Source organism: uncultured Pontibacter sp. (assembly GCF_947502515.1).
GTDB lineage: Bacteria > Bacteroidota > Bacteroidia > Cytophagales > Hymenobacteraceae > Pontibacter.
On sequence record NZ_CANNAI010000002.1, the window covers coordinates 424662 to 449692 of the forward strand.

20 protein-coding genes are annotated in these 25031 nt (G+C 48.7%); 8 read left to right on the forward strand and 12 right to left on the reverse strand.

The annotated features are described in order from the left end of the window. The first annotated feature begins 82 nt into the window (after nt 1-82). Nucleotides 83-799 (forward strand): 3-ketoacyl-ACP reductase, encoded by a 717-nt coding sequence (locus Q1A54_RS06585; protein ID WP_299986049.1) that lies wholly within the window; start codon nt 83-85, stop codon nt 797-799. Between the two features lie 60 nt (nt 800-859). Here Q1A54_RS06585 and Q1A54_RS06590 read toward each other — a convergent pair whose 3' ends face one another. Next, nucleotides 860-1654 (reverse strand): thymidylate synthase, encoded by a 795-nt coding sequence (locus Q1A54_RS06590; protein ID WP_299986051.1) that lies wholly within the window; start codon nt 1652-1654, stop codon nt 860-862. 217 nt (nt 1655-1871) lie between these two features. Here Q1A54_RS06590 and Q1A54_RS06595 point away from each other — a divergent pair, with 217 nt between their 5' ends. Beyond that, on the forward strand, nt 1872-3866 hold the full coding sequence (locus Q1A54_RS06595) for a monovalent cation:proton antiporter family protein (RefSeq protein ID WP_299986053.1): 1995 nt from the start codon (nt 1872-1874) through the stop codon (nt 3864-3866). A gap of 41 nt (nt 3867-3907) precedes the next feature. Here the strand turns inward: Q1A54_RS06595 and Q1A54_RS06600 are convergent, their stop codons facing one another. After that, on the reverse strand, nt 3908-4507 hold the full coding sequence (locus Q1A54_RS06600) for a DUF4136 domain-containing protein (protein WP_299986055.1): 600 nt from the start codon (nt 4505-4507) through the stop codon (nt 3908-3910). A 237-nt stretch (nt 4508-4744) separates the two neighbouring features. Between Q1A54_RS06600 and Q1A54_RS06605 the strand changes: the two genes are divergently transcribed. Together Q1A54_RS06605 and Q1A54_RS06610 are read left to right on the forward strand one after the other, a co-directional pair. Beyond that, the gene (locus Q1A54_RS06605) at nt 4745-6034 is read left to right on the forward strand and encodes an acetyl-CoA hydrolase/transferase C-terminal domain-containing protein (RefSeq protein WP_299986057.1); all 1290 of its coding nucleotides are present in this window, start codon (nt 4745-4747) and stop codon (nt 6032-6034) included. A gap of 60 nt (nt 6035-6094) precedes the next feature. Then, complete coding sequence (locus Q1A54_RS06610; RefSeq protein WP_299986059.1) at nt 6095-6940, forward strand: DUF1206 domain-containing protein; 846 nt, start codon at nt 6095-6097, stop codon at nt 6938-6940. Nucleotides 6941-7221: 281 nt separating this feature from the next. Here Q1A54_RS06610 and Q1A54_RS06615 read toward each other — a convergent pair whose 3' ends face one another. After that, nucleotides 7222-7389: a hypothetical protein gene (locus Q1A54_RS06615; protein WP_299986061.1), complete on the reverse strand. Its 168-nt coding sequence runs from the start codon at nt 7387-7389 to the stop codon at nt 7222-7224. A gap of 302 nt (nt 7390-7691) precedes the next feature. On the opposite strand from Q1A54_RS06615, the gene Q1A54_RS06620 reads away from it, so the two are divergent. Further along, nucleotides 7692-9050, forward strand: a complete 1359-nt coding sequence (locus tag Q1A54_RS06620) for a sigma-54 dependent transcriptional regulator (protein WP_299986913.1) — start codon at nt 7692-7694, stop codon at nt 9048-9050. Between the two features lie 62 nt (nt 9051-9112). Here Q1A54_RS06620 and Q1A54_RS06625 read toward each other — a convergent pair whose 3' ends face one another. After that, nucleotides 9113-10210 (reverse strand): PAS domain-containing sensor histidine kinase, encoded by a 1098-nt coding sequence (locus Q1A54_RS06625; RefSeq protein WP_299986063.1) that lies wholly within the window; start codon nt 10208-10210, stop codon nt 9113-9115. A gap of 533 nt (nt 10211-10743) precedes the next feature. On the opposite strand from Q1A54_RS06625, the gene Q1A54_RS06630 reads away from it, so the two are divergent. The 3 genes from Q1A54_RS06630 (at nt 10744) to alr (ending at nt 17160) form a co-directional block, all read left to right on the forward strand. Continuing rightward, nucleotides 10744-14703 (forward strand): PAS domain-containing hybrid sensor histidine kinase/response regulator, encoded by a 3960-nt coding sequence (locus tag Q1A54_RS06630; protein ID WP_299986065.1) that lies wholly within the window; start codon nt 10744-10746, stop codon nt 14701-14703. Nucleotides 14704-14828: 125 nt separating this feature from the next. Beyond that, nucleotides 14829-16001 (forward strand): amidohydrolase, encoded by a 1173-nt coding sequence (locus Q1A54_RS06635; RefSeq protein ID WP_299986067.1) that lies wholly within the window; start codon nt 14829-14831, stop codon nt 15999-16001. A gap of 7 nt (nt 16002-16008) precedes the next feature. Continuing rightward, nucleotides 16009-17160 carry an alanine racemase gene (gene alr, locus Q1A54_RS06640; RefSeq protein WP_299986069.1) on the forward strand — a complete coding sequence of 384 codons (1152 nt, stop codon included), beginning with the start codon at nt 16009-16011 and terminating at the stop codon, nt 17158-17160. Here the strand turns inward: alr and Q1A54_RS06645 are convergent. The 8 genes from Q1A54_RS06645 to ccoG all read right to left on the reverse strand — a co-directional run bounded on the left by Q1A54_RS06645 (nt 17157) and on the right by ccoG (nt 24928). Then, nucleotides 17157-18002 (reverse strand): ion transporter, encoded by an 846-nt coding sequence (locus Q1A54_RS06645; RefSeq protein ID WP_299986072.1) that lies wholly within the window; start codon nt 18000-18002, stop codon nt 17157-17159. The two genes, alr and Q1A54_RS06645, sit on opposite strands and share 4 nt — an antisense overlap. Nucleotides 18003-18011: 9 nt before the next feature. Beyond that, nucleotides 18012-19397, reverse strand: a complete 1386-nt coding sequence (locus Q1A54_RS06650) for a TIGR00341 family protein (RefSeq protein ID WP_299986074.1) — start codon at nt 19395-19397, stop codon at nt 18012-18014. 42 nt (nt 19398-19439) lie between these two features. Then, the gene (locus Q1A54_RS06655) at nt 19440-20786 is read right to left on the reverse strand and encodes a DUF2254 domain-containing protein (RefSeq protein WP_299986076.1); all 1347 of its coding nucleotides are present in this window, start codon (nt 20784-20786) and stop codon (nt 19440-19442) included. A 114-nt stretch (nt 20787-20900) separates the two neighbouring features. Then, the gene (locus tag Q1A54_RS06660; RefSeq protein ID WP_299986078.1) at nt 20901-21275 is read right to left on the reverse strand and encodes a cyclic nucleotide-binding domain-containing protein; all 375 of its coding nucleotides are present in this window, start codon (nt 21273-21275) and stop codon (nt 20901-20903) included. Nucleotides 21276-21288: 13 nt separating this feature from the next. Next, entirely contained in the window at nt 21289-22197 is a 909-nt protein-coding gene (locus tag Q1A54_RS06665; RefSeq protein WP_299986080.1) for a universal stress protein, read from the reverse strand. Nucleotides 22198-22297: 100 nt separating this feature from the next. Beyond that, complete coding sequence (locus tag Q1A54_RS06670; protein ID WP_299986082.1) at nt 22298-23014, reverse strand: sulfite exporter TauE/SafE family protein; 717 nt, start codon at nt 23012-23014, stop codon at nt 22298-22300. A 4-nt stretch (nt 23015-23018) separates the two neighbouring features. Then, on the reverse strand, nt 23019-23480 hold the full coding sequence (locus Q1A54_RS06675) for a FixH family protein (RefSeq protein ID WP_299986084.1): 462 nt from the start codon (nt 23478-23480) through the stop codon (nt 23019-23021). Nucleotides 23481-23521: 41 nt separating this feature from the next. Continuing rightward, nucleotides 23522-24928, reverse strand: a complete 1407-nt coding sequence (gene ccoG / locus Q1A54_RS06680; protein WP_299986086.1) for a cytochrome c oxidase accessory protein CcoG — start codon at nt 24926-24928, stop codon at nt 23522-23524. Between the last annotated feature and the right edge of the window lie 103 nt (nt 24929-25031).

Consider the following 25031-nt stretch of genomic DNA (forward strand, 5'->3'; position numbering starts at 1 on the left):
ATCTTAATCAATCAAGTATAGCATATGAACCTTTACCGCTTTCTGTAGTATATTTGTAGCTACAAACATTAAGGCTTACAACATGGAATCATTAAAAGGAAAAAGCGCCCTGATCACGGGTGCTGGTAAAGGCATGGGGCGGGCTATAGCGATTGCGCTGGCTCAGGAAGGTGTAAACGTGGGTTTGCTGGCACGCACTACTTCTCAATTAGAAGAAGTGGCAGCAGAAGTGAAGAAGCTAGGTGTAAAAGCTTCCGTTGCTACTGCCGACGTGACCGACATAAACTCAGTAAACGAAGCGGTAAAGGCGATTGGTACTGAACTTGGCCCAATCGATATCCTGATCAATAATGCCGGTACGGCTAAGTTTGGCAAGTTCCTGGAGTTGGACCCTGCTGACTGGGAGAACATTATTCGGGTGAACCTGATGGGGGTTTACTATGTGACCCGTGCCGTGCTACCAGAAATGATCGAGCGCCAGACAGGCGATATCATCAACATTTCTTCAACAGCTGGCCAGCGTGGAGCCCCGGTAACGAGTGCTTATAGTGCCTCAAAGTTTGCTGTAATCGGTCTGTCGGAGTCGCTGATGCAGGAAGTGCGCAAGCACAATATTCGGGTGAGCACCCTCACGCCAAGTACAGTGGCAACAGAGTTGGCTATCGAACTGAAGCTGACTGACGGTAACCCGGAGCGCGTGATGCAGCCGGAGGATTTTGCCGAACTGATCGTGGCGCAGCTGAAACTTAACCGCCGCGTTTTCATCAAAGAGGCCGGCATCTGGTCAACCAATCCATAATGATGAAGGCCCGAAGTAAAGCTTCGGGCCTTTTGCTTTATCTCGCTACATGTTACGCTGTTATACCGCCACAGGTGCCTTTATACCTGGGTGCGACACATAGTTCTCCAGTTTGAAGTCTTCGAACTGGAAGTCAAAGATATTCTTCACATCCGGGTTCAGGTACATGGTCGGCAGTGCGTGTGGCTCACGGGTGAGTTGCAACTGAGCCTGCTCCAGGTGGTTCAGGTATAGGTGTGTGTCGCCGCCTGTCCAGATGAACTCGCCCGGCTCCAACCCTGTCACCTGCGCCATCATCAGCACCAGCAAGGCGTAAGAGGCAATGTTGAATGGCACGCCCAGGAAAACATCGGCAGAGCGCTGGTACAGTTGGCAGCTCAGTTTGCCTTCTGCTACATAAAACTGGTAAAAAGCGTGGCAAGGCGGCAGTTTCATGTTCTCAATCTCCGCCACGTTCCAGGCGCTTACTATGATGCGACGGGAATCCGGATTGTTTTTTAACTGATTAACCACCTGCGTGATCTGATCAATATGGCGGCCGTCCGGTGTAGGCCAGCTGCGCCACTGCGATCCGTATACCGGGCCCAGGTCTCCGTTTGCATCCGCCCATTCATCCCAGATTGTGACCCCGTTCTCCTTTAGGTAGGAAATATTGGTATCTCCTTTCAGGAACCATAGCAACTCGTGGATGATCGACTTGAGGTGCACCTTTTTGGTTGTTACCAGCGGAAAGCCCTCTGCCAGATCAAAACGCATCTGGTAACCGAACACACTCAGCGTACCGGTGCCGGTACGGTCTTCTTTCTTCACCCCCTTGTCGAGGATATGCTGCATCAGGTCCAGGTACTGTTTCATAAGGTATAGCGCTGTTTTGTGGTTCCGAACCCTAAATATAGCGCAAAAATAATCTGCCAGAAAACCTGTCGCCTGTTTTATAAAAACATTTGTCCAATGCCAGTCACCTTCCTTTTTTATATCAAAATCCTTTTAATACTTCACTATATTGCTCCATCTTTCAACCCAAGAAGGTTGATACTCGAATAAGAAAGACCGCTGGGCAAATTAAAATCGAATGGAAATTCCTTTATTATCTGACGTCGTTATTATTCTGGGATTGGCCGTGGTGGTGATTCTACTCTTTCAGCGCTTCAGGCTGCCGACCATTCTGGGTTTCCTGATGACGGGTGTGATTGCCGGTCCGCACGGCCTCAACCTGATTGCAGATGTACACGATATTGAGATTCTGGCCGAGATCGGTGTAATTCTACTTCTCTTTATCATCGGGATGGAGTTTTCGCTGCGCAACCTGGCCCTGATCAAGCGGACTGTCTTACTGGGAGGCGCTACCCAGGTCCTCGTCACGATTTTGCTGGTTGGTCTTGTTCTGATGATGTTCAACTTCTCAGCAGCCGAAGGTTTCTTTGTTGGCTTCCTGTTTGCCCTCAGCAGTACGGCCATCGTGCTCAAGCTATTGCAGGACAAAGGCGAGATAAACAGCCCGCATGGAAAGGTGGTGCTGGGCATTCTCATCTTTCAGGACATTGTGGTCGTGCCCATGATGCTGGTGGCGCCTCTGATGGCGGGCGGCTCTGAGAATATTGTGGTGGAATTACTGCTTATGGTGCTTAAGGGTGCCTTTGTGATAGTGTTCGTTTTGATCAGTGCCCGATACCTGGTACCTAAGCTGCTGTTTATTGTGGCTCAAACCAAGAGCAAAGAGCTTTTCATCCTCAGTATAGTGGTCATTTGTTTTGCGGTGGCCTGGCTAACGCAGAGTCTTGGCCTGTCGCTGGCGCTGGGAGCGTTCATGGCCGGTTTGATCATATCAGAGTCAGAGTATAGCCACCAGGCTACTAGTAACATCCTTCCTTTCCGGGAGATTTTCACCAGTTTCTTTTTCGTGTCGATCGGTATGTTGCTCGACTTTGGGTTCATGCTGCAACACTTGCCGCTTATCCTGCTGCTGACTGTCTGCACCTTTATACTGAAAGGAGTAATCGCTGCCATGGCCGCCCGAATATTACAGTACCCGTTGCGCACCTCCATATTGGTTGGTCTTTCGCTTTTTCAGGTAGGTGAGTTTGCGTTTATTCTTTCCAAAACAGGTATAAACAGTGGTCTGCTCTCACAGGAGGTGTACCAGTATTTCCTTTCTGTTTCGCTGCTGACCATGGCGATTACCCCTTTTGTGATCGGCTCTTTTCACACTATTGCCAATAAATTGAGTGCCCGCTGGGTACCTGTCAATAACCAGATACCCAATGCCCCTGCCAACGCCGATGCTTCAGATGATATGCACCATCTGGAAGACCACATTGTGATTATCGGTTATGGGATAAACGGACGCAATGTGGCCAAAGCGGCACGCCATGCCAGCATACCTTACGTGATTGTGGAGCTCAATGCTGTAACCGTAAAAGAAGAACGTCTGCGTGGTGAGCCCATACTCTATGGTGATGCCGTACACGGTGTCATCTTATCGCATATCAATATACATAAGGCTCGGGTGGTCGTGATCGCCATATCCGACCCTGAAGCGACTAAGCGAATTATTTCCAGCATCAGAGAAGTGAGCGATAAAGTGCATATCATTGTCAGAACCCGCTTTGTGCAGGAGATGGAAGAGAACTTCCGGTTGGGAGCCGATGAGGTGATACCTGAGGAGTTTGAGACGTCGATCGAGATTTTTACCCGCGTGCTTTCCAAATACCTGATGCCACGAGATGAGATCGCCAACTTTACTTACAGCATCCGGGCCGATAATTATGATATGCTGCGCAGCCTGACAGGCAGCAAAACCAATGCTGGAAATATATCAACTGACCTGCCAGATATTGAAGTAGCCAGTCTGCGGATCTATACCAAGGATGACTCGCTGGTGGGTAAAACCCTTATTGAAGCCGATGTGCGTAATCGCTTTGGAATCACGGTGGTAGGTATAAAGCGGGATGGCGATACGCTACTGGAGATCAATGCCCAGACAAAACTGAAACGCGGTGACGTGGTTTATGTGGTGGGCAAGCCGTCTGATGTGATGCGATTCAATAATTTTGTAAGGGCTGATTAAGTCTGAAAAAATAAACCCCGCTGCTTTGGCGGGGTTTCATATTAAGGTTGCACAGCAGTAGGCAGTCGCTTGACAATTTCCTGCACCAGACTTCTCACTTTGCCGTAGTTCGCATCAAAATTCTTCACGGCGCCTTCCGTCCAGCCGCGCCAGAGCAGCTGTTTTGATTTCGGCTCAATCACATCCACAATGAGCGTGCCCTGCTTAAAAAGATCTACTGCGCGGTAGCCGGGCAGCTCCGCATTGCCATAGCTATACCTGTAGCCAGACATATAGGCATAGCTGTATCCAAATCCAGGGCCATACAGTTCCGGCTTGTCCATCGCATCCGGTACCGATACGCTCACATCATAAGCCACTAACATATCCGGATTCACGGTAGTTTTTGTATAGCCCTTACGCTGCAGTTCTTCCTCTATCGACTGCAGCAGGTGCTTGTGCAGATCCGCGTTAAAGCCCTGTCCATAAGCCGGCTGAGCAGACGGTGTGGGTTGATACCAGGCATAGGTGCTTTTTTTGCTTAATACGCCTTCTGATGAACTGATCGTGCTGGTGTTGTCGATGCCGGAAGTGGCCACGCAGGAACTGAAAAAGAGAGCGCACAGAAAGAGGTATAGCGCTGAGGACAGTTTATTTTTCATGCTTTTCATAGTAGATGCTGGTGTTTGAAGAGCTAAGGCAGCAGGCTCTTCTCCTCCCATCCTTACGCAAGCTCATTTTTTAGGGTGACAATTATCATCGCTTGCTTTCAAATTTATATATTCTTTTGCGAATAAATAAATATGCCGGTACGAAATAAGAGCCATTTCAAACCGAGCCTCAGACCAGCCGTAAGTTAAGCGATACGCTCAAGGCTTAAGATCAAAAACAAGGAACCCATGAATCAACCCCAATTGAAGTACACCTCAGCTGAAGAAGCTCTTTCTGTTATCAAGTCAGGCGATCGCGTATTTGTGCATGGCAGTGCAGCCACACCACAGTACCTGCTGCACAGACTGGCCGAGCGTGCGGATGAACTGTGTAACGTGGAGCTAGTGAGTATATCCACTTTTGGTGACATGCCCTGCGCCGAAGAGCGATGCAGCGATGCCTTCTACATAAACTCTTTGTTCGTGTCAGCCAATGTGCGGGAGGCTGTAAACAGTGGCCGCGGCGACTATGTGCCCATCTTCCTAAGTGAGATTCCTAACCTATTCCGCTCAGGCATTATGCCGCTGGATGTAGCCATTGTGCATGTGTCGCCACCCGACCGCCATGGTTTCTGCTCCCTGGGTGTTTCCGTTGACATCGCCCGCCAGGCTGTTATCAGTGCGCAGCATGTCATCGCACAGGTAAACCCGCAAATGCCCCGTACCCATGGCGACGCCCTGATAAACATCCGCCGCTTCGATGCGCTGGTGGAGGTGAACGAGCCCCTGCCGGAAGTTGACTATAGCCAGCGCATCACCCAGACTGAGGAGACCATCGGCCGTTACATTGCCGAACTGGTAGAAGACGGTGCCACCCTGCAAATGGGAATAGGCGCTATACCTGACGCAACGCTCAATAGCCTGACGAATCACAAAGGCCTGGGCATTCATACAGAGATGTTTTCCAATGGTATCCTGCCGCTGGTAGAGCAGGGAATAATTACCAACGAATTCAAGAAGAAGCATCCGGGAAGAATTGCGACTGGCTTTATTGTCGGCAACCGCAAATTGTATGATTTTGTTGACGACAATCCGCTGATCACCATGCTGAGCTCTGACTATGTGAACGATGTGACCGTCATTCGCTCCAACCCCAAAGTTACGGCCATCAACAGTGCGATAGAGATTGATCTGACAGGCCAGGTAGTTTCCGACTCCATTGGTACCTACCAGTTTTCAGGTATAGGCGGTCAGATGGACTTTATCCGGGGAGCTGCCCTATCCAAAGGTGGTAAACCTATTATTGCGCTGCCATCTGTCACCAACAAAGGTATTTCGCGGATCACGCCTTATATCAACCAGGGCGCCGGCGTAGTGACGACTCGTGCCCACGTGCATTATGTAGTAACAGAATATGGAGTTGCTTACCTGTACGGCAAAAACCTTCGTCAGCGCGCCAAGGCCTTGATCGAAATCGCACACCCTGATCACCGTGCCCGCCTTGAGGAAGAGGCGTTCAAGCGGTTCAAAAACTTATAGGCAGGGTGCTAAACTTTAGCTTTAAGTTTGCGTGTATGGGAAGGTTACTATACATACCTTATGGACATCTCAATCTCACCTTCCCATATACCTTCCCCTCGTCCGGAGTGGGTCGTACGGTTTGCCCGCATTGGCCTGATTGCTAAAGGAGTTGTGTACTGCCTGGTTGGAGCACTGGCTTTTATGGCGGCCTTTGAACTGGGCGGACAGACAGAACAGGGCGCCGGAAAGACCGGTGTCTTCCAGTTTATCATGGAGCAGCCTTATGGGCAGGTGCTGCTGGCTATTGTAGCGGCGGGCATGCTCTGCTATACCTTGTGGCGACTCATACAGGCCTTCCGCGACACGGAAGACAAGGGCAATGATGCAAAAGGTATAGGCAAACGCATCGGCTACGCATTCAGTGGATTAGTTTACGGGGCACTTGCCTTTACAGCAGCTCAGTTGTTGTTGGGCAACGGCGGCGGGAGCAATGGAACAGATTCACGGCAGACGCTTGCCCGCGAGTTGCTGTCACAACCCTTTGGGCAGTGGTTACTGGGAGCCGTGGCTATCGGCACGATGATCATGGGGCTTTACCAGTTTTACAGGGCCTATTCCGGCAAGTATATGAATAAAGTGCAATCTGAACAGCTGAAACCGGAGGTTCGCACCTCTCTCGTCCGTGCCGGTCTGGTGGGCTACATTGCCCGCGGAATTGTCTGGTTGATCATTGGGTATTTGTTACTGCGGGCCGCAATCAAGGCTAATTTCCATGAGGCTGGCAGTAGTTCGCAAGCTTTTCAGTTTCTGGAGGAAGCTTCGTATGGCTCTTACCTGCTGGGTGTATTGGCACTGGGGCTGATCTGTTACGGCGTGTTTATGTTTGTGCGGGCCAAGTGTGAGGTGATCAGCACAAAGGGATAGCCGGATTTACTTAGAAATCTGCAGAATGCCGTGCTCCTGTAACGCCTTTTTCATACAGTCCATGGCCTTGGTTTTGCACCATGATCTTGTCATGGAAGTCACGTACCTTAACTGTGTCGTATTTCCAAAATTGTAGTTTAAAAGCAAGTATGGTATCTGCCAGGAAATTTTCGACAATGCCATACAGTGCAAAGCCCACTACAAAAACTGATAAGTCAGCTCCGTCTTAAAGGCATCCTGCTATACCTGCCAGCCCAACCAGTTGCTGCATGATAGTCAGGCTACCCAGAATGAAGCCGACGCACGATGTTTGATACAAAGTTGACAAGAAGCGGAACATCTACCCTTCTGGCAAGCCTGTTCTGCACCAGCACGCTGAGCTTTCCGGCCACAAATATAAAGAGGTGCAGAAGAACGAATGAGATCATCAACTCCGTCAGTGTCATCATATACCTGTTGTACTGGTCAGCCAGTGAATTACGGATGCATGTGTCAGCTGTCTGGCGTCTTCCTTAAATGTACTTTCCTTTATCGGGTTGCCTGTTTTAATTGAACAATACTCCAAGTTAAGCTGCAACAGGCAGGGCGGTCCAGGCCTTCTCGTGTAAGTACTGAACCATGGCTGATTATAATATTATTTTGAAATGTTAATTGAGCGGTACAGTTAAACCAAAATTGAGTTGGATTCTGTTAACAGGATATAACTTTTCAGTTATATTTGACTCAGATTTTGCAATTATCCTACTACCTGATGACAAACGGTTCTTTTAAGATATTCATTCTGGATGACGATGTGTGGTACAGCGAACTGCTGGAATACCACCTTTCGCTCAATCCAGACTACGAAATCCATAAATTTCACTCAGCAAATGAATGCCTTGCCAGTATGCACCTGCGCCCAAATGTGGTGACGTTGGACTACTCGCTGCCTGATAAAAACGGATCGGAAGTACTAAGACGCATAAAAGAACAAAACCCGGATGTGCAGGTTGTGGTAATTTCGGGTCAGGAAGATGTGGCCACAGCTGTGGACCTGCTTAAGCTTGGCGCCTATGACTACATCGTAAAAGACGAAGACACGCCCGAACGCCTCTGGAACACGATCAATAAAATCCGTGAAAATGTATCGTTGCGCGAAGAGATTGACTACCTGAAAGAAGAGATCGGGCAGAAATACGACTTCGGTAAAGTGATCATTGGAAACAGTGACGCCATCAAGAAAGTGTTTAACCTGATGGATAAAGCCTCTAAAACCAATATAACCGTGTCGGTGCATGGTGAGACGGGTACAGGTAAGGAGCTTGTTGCCAAAGCGATACATTATAACAGCACCCGTAAAAAAGCTCCCTATGTGGCAGTAAACGTAGCGGCTATACCTCGTGAACTGATCGAAAGTGAACTGTTTGGCCACGAAAAGGGAGCCTTTACCGGCGCCGTGTCACGCCGCCTGGGTAAGTTTGAAGAAGCAAACAAAGGCACTATCTTTCTGGACGAGATCGGGGAGCTCGACATTAGTTTGCAGGCCAAACTGTTGCGCGTACTCCAGGAAAAGGAAATCACACGTGTAGGAGGTAATGCTGTCGTGCCGGTTGATGTCCGCATCATTGTAGCAACGCATAAAAACCTGGCTGAAGAAGTAAAGAAAGGACGTTTCAGAGAAGATTTGTATTACCGTTTGCTAGGTCTTCCAATTCAGTTGCCGCCATTGCGTGAGCGGGGTAGCGATATACTGGTTCTGGCAAAATTCTTCATTGATGCCTTTGCCAAAGAGAATGGTCTCGGACGTAAGCATTTGTCGCCAGAAGCGCAGCAGAAGCTCCTCTCCTATGCTTTCCCGGGTAACGTACGCGAACTAAAAGCGCTGGTGGAACTGGCTGTCGTATTAGCTGATGAAGACGCCATACAGGAGCAGGACATTAACTTCTCTGCCAGCCATACCGAGAAGGACTTTCTGGCTGAAGAACGTAGCCTCAAAGAATATACAACCGCCATCATTCAGCGTTTCCTGGACAGGTATGACTACAATGTGCTACTGGTAGCTGACAAGCTGGACATTGGGAAGTCAACGATCTATCGGATGATACAGAGCAATGAACTTATCGTGAAGTAAGGTTAAAAAGCGGTCCAAAGGCAATCTATTGAGTGTGTTGCTTTCCAAAATGCACATCTGGGTTAGTGCGTAGGTAACGTTATCGTGAAGATAGTTCCTTTGTCTACTTCACTTTCTACGCTGATCTGACCGCCCATTAGCCTGACCTGTTGATTCACGATGTAGAGTCCCAGTCCGTTTCCTTCTGCTACTTTTGGAGCAAAGCGGCGGTGCATCAGAAACAGTTCCTTGCCTATGCTAGTGAGGTCCATTCCTATGCCATTGTCTTTTACCTCTATGGTAATCAGCTCGTCTTGCAATAAAGCTTTCACGCTTACTATAGTGGGGCGATCCAGGCTGCGATACTTCAGGGCATTGGAGATCAGATTGCGAATGATGCTGTTGAAATATGCCTTGATGGTATGAATCTGAAGGTTCTCCGCTATTTCCAGTTCTACACTTGCATTGGCCTGGCGAATTTCTTCCTGAAAGAAATTAACGATACGCTTGATGGTTTTGTTGACATCCACTTCTTCCTTGCTCTCCTTACCCGTCGACTGTAGTGCGATCAGTTCATTAAGGTCACGCAACATCACGTCAACTGACTCTACAGTGTGCAGTAAATAGCGCTTTATCTGCTTTTCCTTATTCTCTGGCAGGTTGCCTTGCAGGAGCCGTGCAAAACCCAGAGCATTGGCGACCGGCTTTCGCATATCATGGGCCAATATTTTCCGAAATATCTCCAGCTCGTCGTTGTGTACTTTCAGGAGAGCTGTGTATTTCTCCAGCTCTATCTCCTTTTGTTTCTTTTCTGTAATGTCTTTAGCGATGCCAAAAATGGCAAGAATTCGCGTATCGTTTTTGAGCGGAAAATTTGTAACGTCCAGGTATTTGATGCCTTTCTCCGTTACAATGGAAGTTTCGTAGCGCTGCGGCTTGTCTTCCTTCGAATCCTGGAAACGCTCTTGCGTAAAGGCCTTCCTGCTTTCTTCAATTAGTGGCTCAAAACTTTGTCCGATCAGCTCCTCCCGGTCATACCCCGTGATGCGACATACCTCCTCATTCACCATCATAAATTTCCCCTCCAGATCCAACAGGAAGATGGCATCCGGGTGATTGAGAAAAAGTGTTTGGTTAAGTTTTTCGAACTGAAACAGTTCAAATTCTTTATTTATATCCATTGGTAAAGGGATACCTGATGTAGTCATATGGGCTCGTTATTTAATGTACGGCTGCTATCATGAAACGACGTGTTTTGTATACTTATCTCCTCAAGTTTTTTATCTGTCATCGGTTTCTTAACCCTAACCTCCAACAGTAGCGGATACTTCCTGCATTTAGGTCAATCGAGTAAGTGATGTAGCCCTTCACTTCCAGGTTAAACGTCATGTTGTTAATACGGCACTGCATCCTGCAGCTAACTTTTTAGCAGCTCGAGCAGAAGTTAGAAAATATGCTTAATTCGATGTTGTTTCGTTAGTAACATAGGCTGTGCCGGGGCGGGGCTTAATATCGACCTATTGCAAAGCTTGAGGAAGCATTATTTAAGCTGAACAGCTATAGCAAACAGCATGGCAGTCGAGTGTTTATGAGACAGGCTATAAAATAATCCATATTGTGTTAAATTATATCCTCACATTAATTGTTACTCCACTGAAAAGCGATAATTTGCGAATAAATCCGCCTCTCCTTTTACACGGGTTTTATTGATTGCATGATGGAAACTTCATATGAGCTGCAGGAATTGCAACAGGAGCTCGAAAAAGAAAGAAAAGCCCGGCAGGAAGCTGAAGCAAGAGCTGAAACCTTAGCCTGCGAGTTAGAGTCACTCCGTTCTCATCCGTCTGATACTACAACAGAGCTTGTGCAAAACGTCATGCACATGGTGCCGAGCATTGTCTATATCTACGATCTGGATCAGAATAAAAGCATCTACCTTAATAACTGCATTAAAACGATTCTGGGGTATACTCAACAGGAGCTGGATGCGATGGATGGGCATTTCTTTATGTCCGTCGTGCAGGAAGCTGACAGGCCCCTCCTACTTCGGCATACTTCCGGCATGCTGAGCGCCCAGGATGGCGAAGTGCGTGAGATTACGTATAGTGTTCGTGCCAGCGACGGGACGAGCAGAACGCTCTTCTGTCGGGAGTCAGTATTTAAGCGCAATGCCGATGGCAAAGTTAGCCAGATCATTGGATCAGCCGAAGATATCACCAAACTGCGCCAGAAAAACCAGGAACTAGCCTATCAAAAAGAGTTCTATGAAGCTATCCTGAATAACCTTCCTTCGGATGTAGCGGTGTATGATAACCAGCTGCGTTACATTTTCGTGAACCCTGCCGCTGTGTCAGACCCTCATCTGCGGGAATGGATCATTAACAAAACAAATGAAGAGTACTGCGCTTACCGCAATGTGCCGCTTCATCGCATAGAAACCCGGGGAAAGCACTTGCTCAAGACGATGGAGGAGCGCCGTCAGGTGGCCTTCGAGGAAAAGCTTGTCGATAAGCAAGGCAATGCCAGCTACCATATTCGTAAGCTTAACCCTGTGCTCGATGAGCAAGGCGATATAAAAATCATAATTGGCCACGGCCTCAATATTACTGACCTGCATCATGCGCAGCAGGAAATCAAATCCAGCGAGGCAAAGATCAGGGCTATTCTGGATGCCATACCTGACCTGATGTTTATCATAGACAAACAGGGGGTATATCTGGAGATGCATAACGAACACTCCCAGTACGAGGTTATGCAGGCATCTGATGTGATCGGCAAAACACTATTCGATATGCTGCCAGCTCCTCTGAGTCAGAAGAGCTTTGACCTGCTGCAGAATGTGCTGGCAACCGGGCAGATGCACTCTATAAATTACGAGTTGAAGTCGCGCTACTATGAGGGTCGCATTGTGAAGTACAATGATGAGCAGGTACTTACCATTGTGCGGGATGTGACTGAGGAGCGCAAAGCTGCGATCGAAGTAAAGGAGAAAAACGACTTTATCAGATTGGTACTCGACACCAGTCCTACCCTGATATATGTAAAGGACGGCGAAGGCAATTTCAAACTCGTAAACCAGGTGTGTGCGGCTCTGTTTGGACTGAATCCGGAAGACCTACTGAATCAAAATACGCATGACCTGCACCACGTTCCGCAAGAGCTGCATCACTATGACCATGTAGATCAAGTTGTGATACAGACAGGTCAGGAGTTGCGTGTGCAGGACAGCTATACCTTGCCTGATGGTCGAGTGGAGTGGTTTAATACCATCAAGAAGCCGCTTACAACTAATAATGGAGAAGTGCATGTGCTCGGCATCTCCACTAACATAACAGAGCAGTATAACGCCAACAAAAAGCTGGAGGAAAGCGAGGAACTTCACAGACTGCTCTCTGAAAATTCCCGAGATCTGGTTTGCCTGCATGATGCGGCAGGCACTTATCTGTATGTATCCAATGCCGTAGAGGAAATGTTAGGCTACAAATCTGCTAAGTTAGTCGGTTTATCAGCCTACCAGATCATACACCCCGACGACGCAGAAAAGGTGCAGACTATGGGACATCGGGTCGCCCTGGAGGAGAAACACGACACCACGGTACAGCATCGTAAAATGCACCGTGATGGCTATTATATCTGGGTAGAAACGAGCATCAAACCCATTACGGATACTGATGGGAACGTGATCAAGATACAGTCCTCGTCGCGTGATATTACAGAGCGTCGCCTGGCTGAAGAGGCGCTCAAGAAAAGTGAGAAGAAATACCGTGACCTGATCAAGTACAGCCAGGCCTACATGTGTACGCATGATATGCAGGGGGTTATCCTGTCTGTCAATCCTTACTTGGTGGAAATGCTTGGCTATGAAGAGGAGGAGGTAGTCGGCAAAGAACTGAAACAATTCTTCCCGCTGCTGCACCGCCAGTACTTCCCGCAGTATCTGAAGCAATTTGAGGATAATACAGTTGTGAAAGGCATCCTGTGCATACTGCGCAAAGACAAAGAAGAGCGCTTCCTCAATTACCAGAACTACAAGGTGAGTGAAGATGGGCAGGAGCCCTATGTGATCGGTATCGCCCAGGACGTGACTGACCGCATTCAGACAGAGCGCGAACTCAAGAATGCTAAGGAGGCAGCTGAGGAATCAGCGCGTGTGAAAGAGAACTTCCTGGCCAACATGAGCCATGAGATCCGAACTCCGCTTAATGGCATACTAGGCATGAGCGGACTGTTGCACAAGACGCAGCTGGACGAAACGCAGCTTAATTACCTCAAAATCATTAATCAGTCGGCTGACAACCTGTTGGTAGTCATCAACGACATACTGGATGTGGCTAAAATAGAGGCCGGCAAACTGGAGCTGGAGTCCATTCCGTTCAGGATCGAAGAGACCGTGCAGGCTGCTTACCAGACATTGAAGTACAAGGCCGAGGAAAAAGACATTGCACTTCAACTTGGCACATTGGATTTACCTCATACCCTGTTGCAGGGCGACCCATACCGCCTGAACCAGATCCTGCTCAACCTCCTGAACAATGCGATCAAGTTTACAGAGGAAGGAAGCGTAACCCTGCATGCCAAAACACTGGAAGAAACGGCTTCTACCCTCACGATTGAGTTTGCAGTCGAAGATACAGGTATTGGCGTGCCGGCTGACAAAAAGGACCTGATTTTCGAAGGCTTCACGCAAGCCTATTCCAGCATCACGCGCAAGTACGGCGGCACCGGACTGGGACTTAGCATCTGCAAAAACCTGGTAGAGCGACAGGGTGGTGATATCTGGGTAGAAGACAATCCGGAAGGTGGCAGTATCTTCCACTTTATGATCACCTATCCGAAAAGCGAAGTGGACCAGCTGCCGGAGGACGAAACAGTTGATATTGACTTTGGCAGCCTTGGAGCTGTGAAAGTGCTGCTGGCAGAGGACAATGAAGTAAACGTCTTCCTGGCACAGGCGATCATGGAAGAATGGGGTTTCCAACTGGATGTAGCTGTCAACGGCCTCGAAGCAGTGGAAATGGTACAGCAATCAGCTTATGACATCATCCTGATGGATATTCAGATGCCGGAGCTAAGCGGAATAGATGCCACCCTACAGATCAGAGCCATGGCCGACGAGCAAAAGGCAGGTATACCTATCATCGCTCTAACTGCCAATGCCTTGAAAGGTGACGCCGAAAAGTACCTGAGCGCAGGTATGAATGATTACCTGTCGAAACCATTCGAAGCAGAGGTGCTTTATACAAAGATTGCCAGCCTGCTTCCTGAAAAGAGAAAAAGTGATCAGGTAGAAGCTACTGCTATAGCACCACAGCAGGAAGAGATAGCGCCGGCTGAACCGCTCTACAGTATGGAGGTCATCCAGAAAATGTCTCACAATAATGAGGCGTTCATGAACCGCGCCCGCCAGCTCTTTGCAGATACCATACCTGTCACGGTACACGATATGCACAAAGCAATGGAGCAGGAAGACTGGAAGATGGTGAGTGCACTAGCCCACAAAGTAAAGTCCACGATCGATACCATGAAAATCGAGTCTTTGAAAGAAGTTGTGCGCTTTGTGGAGGTAAATGCCAAACAAGAGACCAATCTGGTTGAAGTTCGGGAAGGTGTTTCCAGAATCCGGGAGGTGATGCTGAAGGTTGTGGATGCTATCAGTGCCGAAATAAGCTCTTAACCAAACGCATTGTATTATTGACAGCCTGCCTTGCCAGCCTTTTGTGCTGCCAGGGCAGGCTTTTTTGTAAAGTTTTAGCTGTAACCTCCGTAAGCCCTACTGACAGCTATACCTATATTTAATTTATGCCCTCTACCCTATCTACGCACTCCATACCTGATCTGAAAGAGATCAAAGCGCTGCGGCACCATCTGCACCAGCACCCTGAACTTTCCGGACTAGAATTTGAAACAAGCCATACCTTGCGAGATTTCCTGCAACGCTACCAACCCAATGAAGTAATTACAGATTTAGGAGGCAATGGCTTTGCAGTGATCTTTAATGGAAAGGATTCGGATGCTGGTCCTACTGTACTCTTCAGGGCTGAGTTGGACGCCCTGCCGATTGTAGAGCAGAACGAACTGCCTTATACCTCTATTCAGAAAGGCGTTAGTCACAAATGCGGGCACGACGGACACATGGCTATTTTAGCAGGGCTTGCCAATCTATTGCACCAGCACCCACTCGACAAAGGTAGGGTGGTCTTGCTGTTTCAGCCGGCAGAGGAAAACGGAGCAGGTGCCTGGGCTGTACTGCATACCCCTGCTTTTCAAGAAATAGCACCTGACTATGTGTTTGCGCTGCACAACATGCCAGGCAAGCCTATTGGACAGGTAATCCTGCGGCCAGAGATATTCGCTGCGGCTTCTGTGGGACTGAAGGTACAGTTACATGGAAAAGAGTCGCATGCTGCGGAACCTGAGAACGGTCTGAACCCGGGAGAAGGTATGAGTGAACTAATACAGGCTTTTAATGCCCTGGTGCGTGATCCGCATTCCTTTCAGGACCTGACTTTGCTCACTGTGGTGCATGCCCGGTTGGGTGAAGTTGCATTCGGCACTAACCCGGGATTCGCCACGGTAATGGCCACGCTTCGGGCCTTTGAACAGGAAGACCTGAACAGACTCAAATCCCTTGCGATAGAGTCAGTTAAGCTGGTGTCTATCAAGTATGGATTAAGGTATGACCTGGAGTGGGTGGAGGAGTTTCCGGCTACCCGCAATAGCACGGAGGCAGTTGAACTGATAGAGCAGGCTGCCCGTTACCTGAATATGGAGATCACGCAGGCAGCACAACCTGTACGCTGGTCCGAAGACTTCGGACACTTTACAAACAGGTATCCCGGTGCTCTTTTTGGATTAGGATCCGGTCCGGATCAACCGCAGCTACACCACGCTGATTATGATTTCCCTGATGAACTTATACCTGCTAGTGCTTCCCTCTTTTACCGCATCGCAGCATCCCTCCTAAACGATTAGCCATTACATGTTCTATAGTTCTTATATCGAGATAAGTCGCTCAGCGCTGGCGCATAACATAGCATTTCTTAAAGCTCAGCTCAGGCTTGGCGTCCGTTACTCTTCTGTCATTAAAGGCAACGCCTACGGGCATGGCATTGAGGAGTTCGGGCAGCTGGCCTATACCTGTGGCGTTGACCACTTTTCAGTTTTTAGCGCCGATGAAGCCTATCGCCTCCAGCAGGTGCTGCCCCACACGGCTACCATCCTGATCATGGGCTATATCGATGACGAGGAGTTAAACTGGGCTATCACACACAATATTGAATTATATGTGTTTTCCCTGGACAGGCTGGAACAGGCTGGCAAGGCAGCCAAGGCTTTACAGAAACCAGCCAGGATCCATCTCGATCTGGAGACAGGTATGAACCGCATCGGATTGAATACGGATGAGCTGGAGCGTGCTGCTGACATTATTCTGAAGCAGCCTGATGCATTTGAGGTAGTTGGCGTATCCACACATTATGCAGGCGCCGAAAGCAGCGAAAACCATGATCGGGTGACAGCCCAGCTGCAACGCTATCACATGGCGGTGCGCATGTTGCAACAGAAAGGACTCACTATTAAAACGCTGCACACAGCCTGTTCAGCTGCCGTGATGGCCTATCCAGAAACCCACCTGGACATGGTGCGGGTAGGCATTATGCAATATGGCTTCTGGCCCAGCCCAGAGATATACCAGCGTTACATGGGTATCAGCACGGACCGCAGCGACCCTTTGAGGCGGCTGATTAACTGGAAAAGCCGGGTCATGAGCCTGAAAGTAGTTCCGTCTGGTGAGTTCATCGGGTATGGTACGAGCTTTCAGGCAAGTACTGAAATGCTGATTGCCGCTATACCTGTAGGGTATTCCTGGGGCTTTAGCCGTAGTCTCAGCAACCAGGGACAGGTGCTGATCAGGTCGCACAGGGCACCGGTAGTGGGCATCGTGAATATGAACGTACTGATGGTGGATGTGACCGGCATACCGGACGTGGCTCTTAAAGACGAGGTGGTGCTGCTTGGCAAGCAGGGCAGTGAGCACATTACGGTGGCTTCGTTTGCTGAATTGAGCACCCAGCTCAACTATGAGTTGTTGACCCGACTCCCGCTGAACATACCCCGGATTATCATTGACTAGATATTACTTCCAACTGCCTCTTCGCGGTGAAGTTCGTAGCCGCAGTTGTCACAAAAATTAGCCGTCAGGGAATGCCCCTCTTTGAAGCAGTTCGGGCAAACACGCGTCGTTGTGTTCATACGTTCTGCATTGGCGAGCTCTACCGATACGATCCCTGTGGGAACAGCAATGATGCCATAGCCCATGATCATCAGGCAGCTAGCCAGGAGTTGCCCGAGCGGTGTCACCGGGGTAATATCTCCGAAGCCTACGGTAGTGAGGGTCACAATGGCCCAATAGATGCTTTTCGGAATGCTGGTGTATCCGCTCTCTCTGCCTTCAATCACATACATCAGCGCACCAACGACTATTACCATCATGAGTACAACTCCCAAAAATACGGTGATTTTGGTCATACTGGCCCGCAAAGCTTTAGACAAGACCTGGCCTTCATTGACAAAGCTGGTCAGGCGGAACACCCTCGCGATTCGGAGCAATCGGAACACGCGTATGACCAGCAGGTATTGGGAACCAAGTACAAAGAGGCTGAGATAAGTAGGGACAATAGCCAGGAAATCAATAATCCCGAAAAAAGAGAATACATACTTTAAAGGTCGCTCCGAGCTATAGATGCGGAGTATGTATTCAATCGTAAACAGGATGGTAAAAATCCATTCAAGCGTCTGAAAAAGAGGCAAGTAATCCCGTCTTAGCGACACCACACTTTCCAGCGACACCACCACAACACTTGCTATAATCAACAGGAGCAGCATGATATCAAAAGCTTTGCCGGCTGGCGTTTCAGCTTCGAAAATGATGCTGTACAGTTTATGCTTTAGCGTGTCACTGTTGTATGTTGCCATGGACCTGATTTACAAAGAGGAAGAAACGCGTACGGAGTCTTTCCGGAACCGACTAGCCATATATTGCTGTATACGCTGCTCATACTCAGTTATCTTGGCAGGGTCTACAAATACATTGGTGTTCTTAGTCTGGTTGGCAGGCTGCGGCTTTTTCCACCCGATCATGACTAACATAACTGTATCGAGCTTTGCTTTGTTTTCTGCCACAGACACGATCTCTCCTACCTCCACCTTATCGATCTCCGGGAAAATCAGTTTAAGCTCTCTGCTGGCACTTACCGGCGTGTAAGAGTTGGCAAGTCGCATGAGGCTGTCTGCCCGCTGACTCTGCATCTTCTGAATTTCGATGGTCTTCAGGAAATCCTTAGTCAGGTTGTTGGTGATGTCGGATGCCATGCGGCGAACATCCTCGGCTGATACATCCAACTGCACCAGCTTTACACGGTGTTTTGAAAGCGAATTCTGAGCCAGCACCTGATCATAATGCTGGAGCAGGGAATCAGGCACAGGGTTGCCAACACTATAAATTTTAATTGTGCTCAGCGTGTCGGTATCCGTTACTTCCCACTTAATGATTTCATTATTTCGGTTGGCAAAGTCGCGCACGATCAGGTTCTCGATCTTCTTCTTGGTCTGAACGTTTTGATAGATGTTGTAGAGGAAATAGGCGCTCGGTGATACTACAATGAACAGCATCAAGGCCATGATGCGGGCTACACGACGCTCTGTGGCCTTGTCTACGTAGTGTTTGATATCAAACTTCAGGTATTTTACGATCAGGAAAGTCGCCAGGCTGATAAAGACGGCGTTGATGAAAAACAGGTAGAAGCCCCCGAAAAAGAAATCGAAGCGACCGAGCGCAAGACCATAGCCAGCCGTACACAGCGGCGGCATCAGGGCAGTTGCAATGGCCACGCCAGGTATAGCATTCGATTTATCTGATCTGGAGATAGAGACAATACCTGCCACACCACCAAAAAAGGCGACCATCACATCAAGCAAAGTGGGTTTGGTACGGGCCAGCAGTTCGTTCGTAGGCTCTCCAAGTGGCGTGATCATGAAGTAAAACGTACTCACAATCAGGCCGGCTGCTGCTGCGAGTGAAAGGTTCTTAACAGAGGCCCATAACATTTCGCGGTCATTGATGCCTACTGATAGCCCCACTCCCAGAATTGGGGACATGAGTGGGGAGATAAGCATGGCCCCGATAATAACAGCTCCGGAGCCAGTATCAAGGCCAATAGAAGCCAGCATGGCGGAGCAGATCAGCATCCAGGTATTGTTGCCGCGAACAGGAATCTTATCGTAAATTTCGCGAATAGTGCCTGGCTCATCAGTCTCGTGGATGATGTTAAGCACACTGTCCAGGGCTCTCTTAATCGAATCGAAAATCATAAACAGGAATTAGCAATTCCTGTAAAAATAGCTTTTTTTCGCTTAAGTCCCCAATTTAACACTTAGCATCGGGAGCGTTTGAGGTAGTACAGAGGTGTCATTGAGGGCTTTTACCAGCTGATTTATTTTTATTCGATCACCTGGATTCTTCGTCGTTTCTTCTGCATCTGACAAGAGTTGTTGCGCTTCTGTTGTGATGGGAGCCAGTCGCTTGGGATTACTTTTTGCTGCGTAACTTAAGTTTTTAAGCAAGTTTAACAGTCTTAGCACAATGACAGGGTCTTCTCTGCCATATACCCGGATTGGGCCCAGACAATGGCTCAATAAATCCCTGTAATTCACTTCATCCAAACGCAGTCGAAGTACATTATCTTTATCATGAAATATTTTCTCGTCAGTTAGTTGCATCCGAATGATAAAGAGGTCGGTCAGGTAATCAATCGCTTTTATAGCAGTGCCTGGGTCGTTCACACTGGGGCTTAAAGCCTTGACAGCACTTTCGGTAATCTGTTTGAAACCATAGAGATAGTTCATATCGGCGAGTTCTTCCTGGTAATAACTAATATTGCCGTAAAGATCTTCGCAAAAAGCTTCTTTATCTTTCAGAGTACCAGCCACTTTTGCGAATGGCAGACCTTTGATCACAAAGTGGCCAAGGGGCTGCATGAATTCGAGCACCACATCATGCTTTCTACAAAGCTTGATAATCGCTTTCTTATCGACTTTTTGCAGGTATCCGCTGAAGTCGCTGTTGAGTTCTCGCCAGTCTCCCGTTTCAAATATTGCCGGAAGTGCCTTTCCTTCATCTTTTGATATTTCTTCGCGCAATTTATCCAGGGTCAGTTCGTAGATGCTCTCCAGAATATTGCCGATCTGAATGGCGGCTGAGATGGAATGGATGAAGTATACAAAGAAGGCCAGGCAAAGGATGGTAAAGCACATCGCCATGAATACCGCCAGGCCGGGCAGGTCAGCATCATAACTTTCAGAGCGGATATTTACCATGACAACCAAGGTATAGATCAGCGTTCCCAGGTATAGACCCAGCACTTTTTGGTTTGACTTGGAAGAGATCAGCCCTGGTATGACACGGGGTGAAAAGTTGGCACTGGCCTGATTCAGGACCAACATCACCATGGTAAAACTGAAAACGATCAGAGAGAAGATCCCGGTGGCGATCGAACTCAGAATCATCGTGGCTGTTTCGCCGTGCGTGATGATGAAAAAAGGCAATTCATCTTTCAGGGAGTTGCTAATTCCCCTGGTTTCAAAATAGATCATCAGCACTGCAATCCCGAAAAAAAGCAGCGAGATGATAGTCGGGTAAAATCCTATACTGGTAAAGATGAACTGAATGACAAGCTTCAGCCGGCTTATGATTCTCTTCATAGTGCGGTGGCGGGGTTACATTGCTATATTTTACTGTATGCTTTGGGTATAAGTTATAAAAACAAAAGAGCCGACAGCTTGACGCTATCGGCTCCGGATCATAAGCGGGTTGGTTTATTCAAATGCTGTCTTTGTCAGGCTGGCTTCCCAGCTCATCATTTTGAGCAGGTACAGTCGAATCATCGGATTCTCGTGCAGTGCTTTTTGCACGGCTTCCTTTTTTATCCTGATCAGTTCGGTATGTTCGAGCGTATAGGCCGAAAAGCTGTAGGTGTCGTTCAGTAAGTCGGTGATGCCAAGCAGAAAATCAGGAGGGGCAATCACCTGCTCATCTATACCTGTCGCCTGGTCAGCAAAAGCCACGCTTCCCTGGGTGACCAGGTAGAAAGCGGAAACCTCCTCCCCTTGCCTGAAAATACAGCGTCCACGCTCCAGGTGCTCCGGCTCACCTTCGATCATTCCCCTGCTGATGAAATCCCTTACTGCCATGCTGTTTTGATGCTTACTGATGTACAGACTGCAGTTGCTCCTGCTTTTGCTTGCTTGTACAGTTAACACAGCAACCCGAGCAAGGTTTCTTTTTGTTCTGGCGGTAAGTCAGCAGCGGGATACGGGTATGGAATGCCATGGTTTTCATGTAGTTTGTGCTAAAGAGGCGTTCCATCAAGTAATTGTCCTGCGTGGCCAGTATTAGCAAATCTGCCGAAGCCTCTTCTGAAAACTCACTAATGCCCTCCAGCACGTCTTCTTCTTCCAGTAACCTGAAAGCTACTTTTCGTCCTTTCAGCTGCTTTTCAATTTCCAGCATAGCCGCTTTGTATGAGCATAGCTGGGAACGCTCCTCTTCACCGTATACCTGCACAAGCGTCAGTTTAGCCTTCAGCTGCTGCGCCAGGTCTGCTATCCGTATGAGTACGCCTTGGTCGTGGTCTGTGAAGTCCGTTGCAAACACCAGGTTTTTCAATTTTCGATAGCGTATGGAGGCCGGGAGCACCATAACCGGACATGATACAAGATCCATGACGACTGCGGCCAGTTCGGTCGCTTCCCTGTTAAGACCATTGTTTGAACGTGTTCCGTTATCCATCAGTACAAGGTCGATCTTATATTCCTGCACGACAGCCTTTATGCTATCACTTATTTGTCCGGGCCGTACTACGCAATCGAATGGCGCTGCGACTTTAGCGGCTTTGAATTCACGGCTGAACAAACGCTCGGCAAATGATCGAAGCTTTTGAATACAGCTGCTTTGCTGCGTATAGGTCAGGTCAGCCGTTTTGCAGGCATGGAACAGGTATAGCTCCGCCCCCAGTGCATGGGCCAGCTGGCCGGCGTAGTATAGCAGGTCCTCCCCTGTCTCGTTTAGTTCCAGCGGTACAAGGATGCGTTTTGTCTGCGATAGCGTTGTCATAGTGGTCATGTTTAGTATAGTAAAGGTATAGGTAGATCGCTTAGGCTGCAGTGAGCTGCATCACCTGAAAAAGTGACTTTGAACAGTATTGGCCTTACAGCTATTTTGGCTTGGAACAGCAGCTCATTTCGGTGGTATGCTGAGCCGTCTGCACTACTTTGGGACTGAGGTAAGGTATACCCAATCCAAGGCCACGTACAATGAACAGCACAGCCAGTGCCATGCCCACATAAGGAACGGCCCTGTTAAACATGCCTCGCACCTTTAGGCTGATAAGTTTACCGGATAGCGAGACGATATACATAAGTGGGAAAGTACCCAGCCCGAAAAGAGCCATGTACAGCATCGCACCACCTATACCTGGAGCGCTGATCGCGCCTGCCAGGGCAATGTAAACGAAACCACAGGGAAGCAGCCCGTTGAGCATGCCTACTATGAAAAGTGAGCCTAGTGAGTTTTTCTGAAAGTAGTAGCCAAGCTTTTTGCGTACCCAGCCCATCACTTTGTCTGTGCCCAGTACACTGGATGCCTTGCCTTTGAGAGCGGCCGGCAGCACCAGCAGCAACAGGATCAAAACACCCGATACAATGGAAACTGTTTGTTGCAGGCCTGCCATCTCAAGTGACTGACCAAAGGCACCTGCGAGTGCTCCCAACGATGCGTATGTAACGATGCGACCACCATTGTACAGGAGCCGACCAGCGTAGTAACGCCAGCCGGAACTCCCGACAAATGGTAGCGCCATTGCTATAGGGCCGCACATCCCGACACAATGGAAACTGCCTAATAAACCAAATAGAAATCCTGCCCAGATCATGGCTTTATTTAATTTGGATTGTTTTTTCTGAATAGTATGCTTCTGCTCCGTCGCTGAAATTCACGCGAACTTTCCACAAACCTTTTTCAAGATCGCCCACCTCTATGAGTTGGCTCTGATCACGACCCAGCTGCATCGGCAGCTGCTTGTCCAGCTTGTCATCAGAGGGGCGGAACAAGGTGATTGTGCCGCTCAGCTGCTTGTCTTTGTAAGTAGCTGGTATTTGCAGCAGGATATTGCCTGCCTCTTCGTTGTACTGCAGCATCACATCGCCCAAGGCCTGTGTGCGGCGAACGCGGTCAATCTGATCCTGGTAAGCGATCTCCTGTGCGTAGTAGTCTTTGCTTACCAGGTCCACATCCTGGTTCATGGCCTGTATCACAAAGTAGACGATGTAGCCCATAAAGGATACCAGCCCGATAACGATAGCATAAGGCCAGAAAGTGAATTTTTTATCTTTAGTCATGATGATTGCGCTTGAATAATTGCTTTATAATGAAGCTGCTTTTATTTGGCAGGAGCCAGAAACTTAGTATCCTGCGTGGTGATGAGCTCACCTTCATGGTACACCCCGATCTCAATCTTGGCGTTTATACCTGTCAACTGGCTCTGCGGTATCTCTGCGAAGAACACCCCATCTGCCTTGCCCTGTGCCGGTAGCACCAGTTCGCTGCCCACCATCTGGATCGTACCGTCGGTATTGTGCAGCTTCAGAGTCAGCGGCATCTCGAAATTGGTTTTGTTGATCACTGAGATGTTGTAAAGATTCTTCACCGTACCCTGCTCTGTTTTCTGGTATAGCTGGCCCGGTGTGCGCAGTACAGTTGCCTCAGCGGCGTCACGGGTGAGCAGTAGCGATGTAAGCGCGACCAATAGGAGAATCAGCACAGCGCTGTAGCCCATAACCCGTGGTGTGAAAAGCTTCCACTGGCGACCTTCCGAAATAGCCTCTTCAGAGTCATAGCGGATCAGGCCTTCCGGTTTGTCGATCATGCGCATGATGTCGTTGCAGGCGTCAATGCAGGCCGTACAGTTAATACATTCCAGCTGTTGCGCGCCGTTACGAATGTCTATACCTGTCGGGCATACCTGCACGCACTGGTGGCAGTCGATGCAGTCTCCTTCGGTACGCTCCTGTCCTTTGCGCAGCTTGCCCCGAGGCTCCCCACGGCCGTAGTCATAAGCTACTGTCAGACTTTTCTTGTCAAGCATCACGCCTTGCAGGCGGCCATATGGACAAACAATGGTACATACCTGCTCCCGGAAATAGGCAAACACCCAGTAAAACACACCGGTGAAAACCAGCATGGAGCCGAAGCCCGCCAGGTGATTTGCCGGACTGTCAGTGATGATTTCCTTCAGGGCATCTATACCTATGATATAAGCCAGGAAGGTATTTGCGATGATAAAGGAGATCAGTAGGAAGACAGCGGTCTTGGAGCCCTTCTTCAGGATCTTCTCGCTGTTCCAGGGCATTTTATTCAGAGCCCGTTGCTTGGTGTAGTCGCCCTCTATCAGGTACTCGATGCGGCGGAAGACCATTTCGAGGAAGATTGTCTGTGGGCATACCCAGCCACAGAACAGCCTGCCATACACTACCGTGAAGAGGATGATGAACACGACCATGGCCAGAAAGGCCACCACCAGAATGAAGAAGTCCTGGGGCCAGAAGAGGATGCCAAAAATCACGAATTTGCGCTCCACAATGTTGAGCATCAGCAGCGGTAGTCCGTTGATCTTGATGAACGGCCCGGCGAACAGAAAAGCCAGCAAGCCATAGCTCACCCACTTTCTGTAGTCGTAGAGTTTACCTTTGGGTTTTTTAGGGTATACCCATACCCTTTTACCATGCTCGTCTACTGTCGAGATATGGTCGCGGAACTCGTCCGGAGCTGTTTGTAATTTAGTTGCCATGGCAGTTTAATTTGTGCGGATATTAATCCTGCCTGTTGTAAAAAGTAATGATAGCCAGAAGCCGCTATGTGCTGCACTCTGCTGATACAAAAGTCCGAATTTG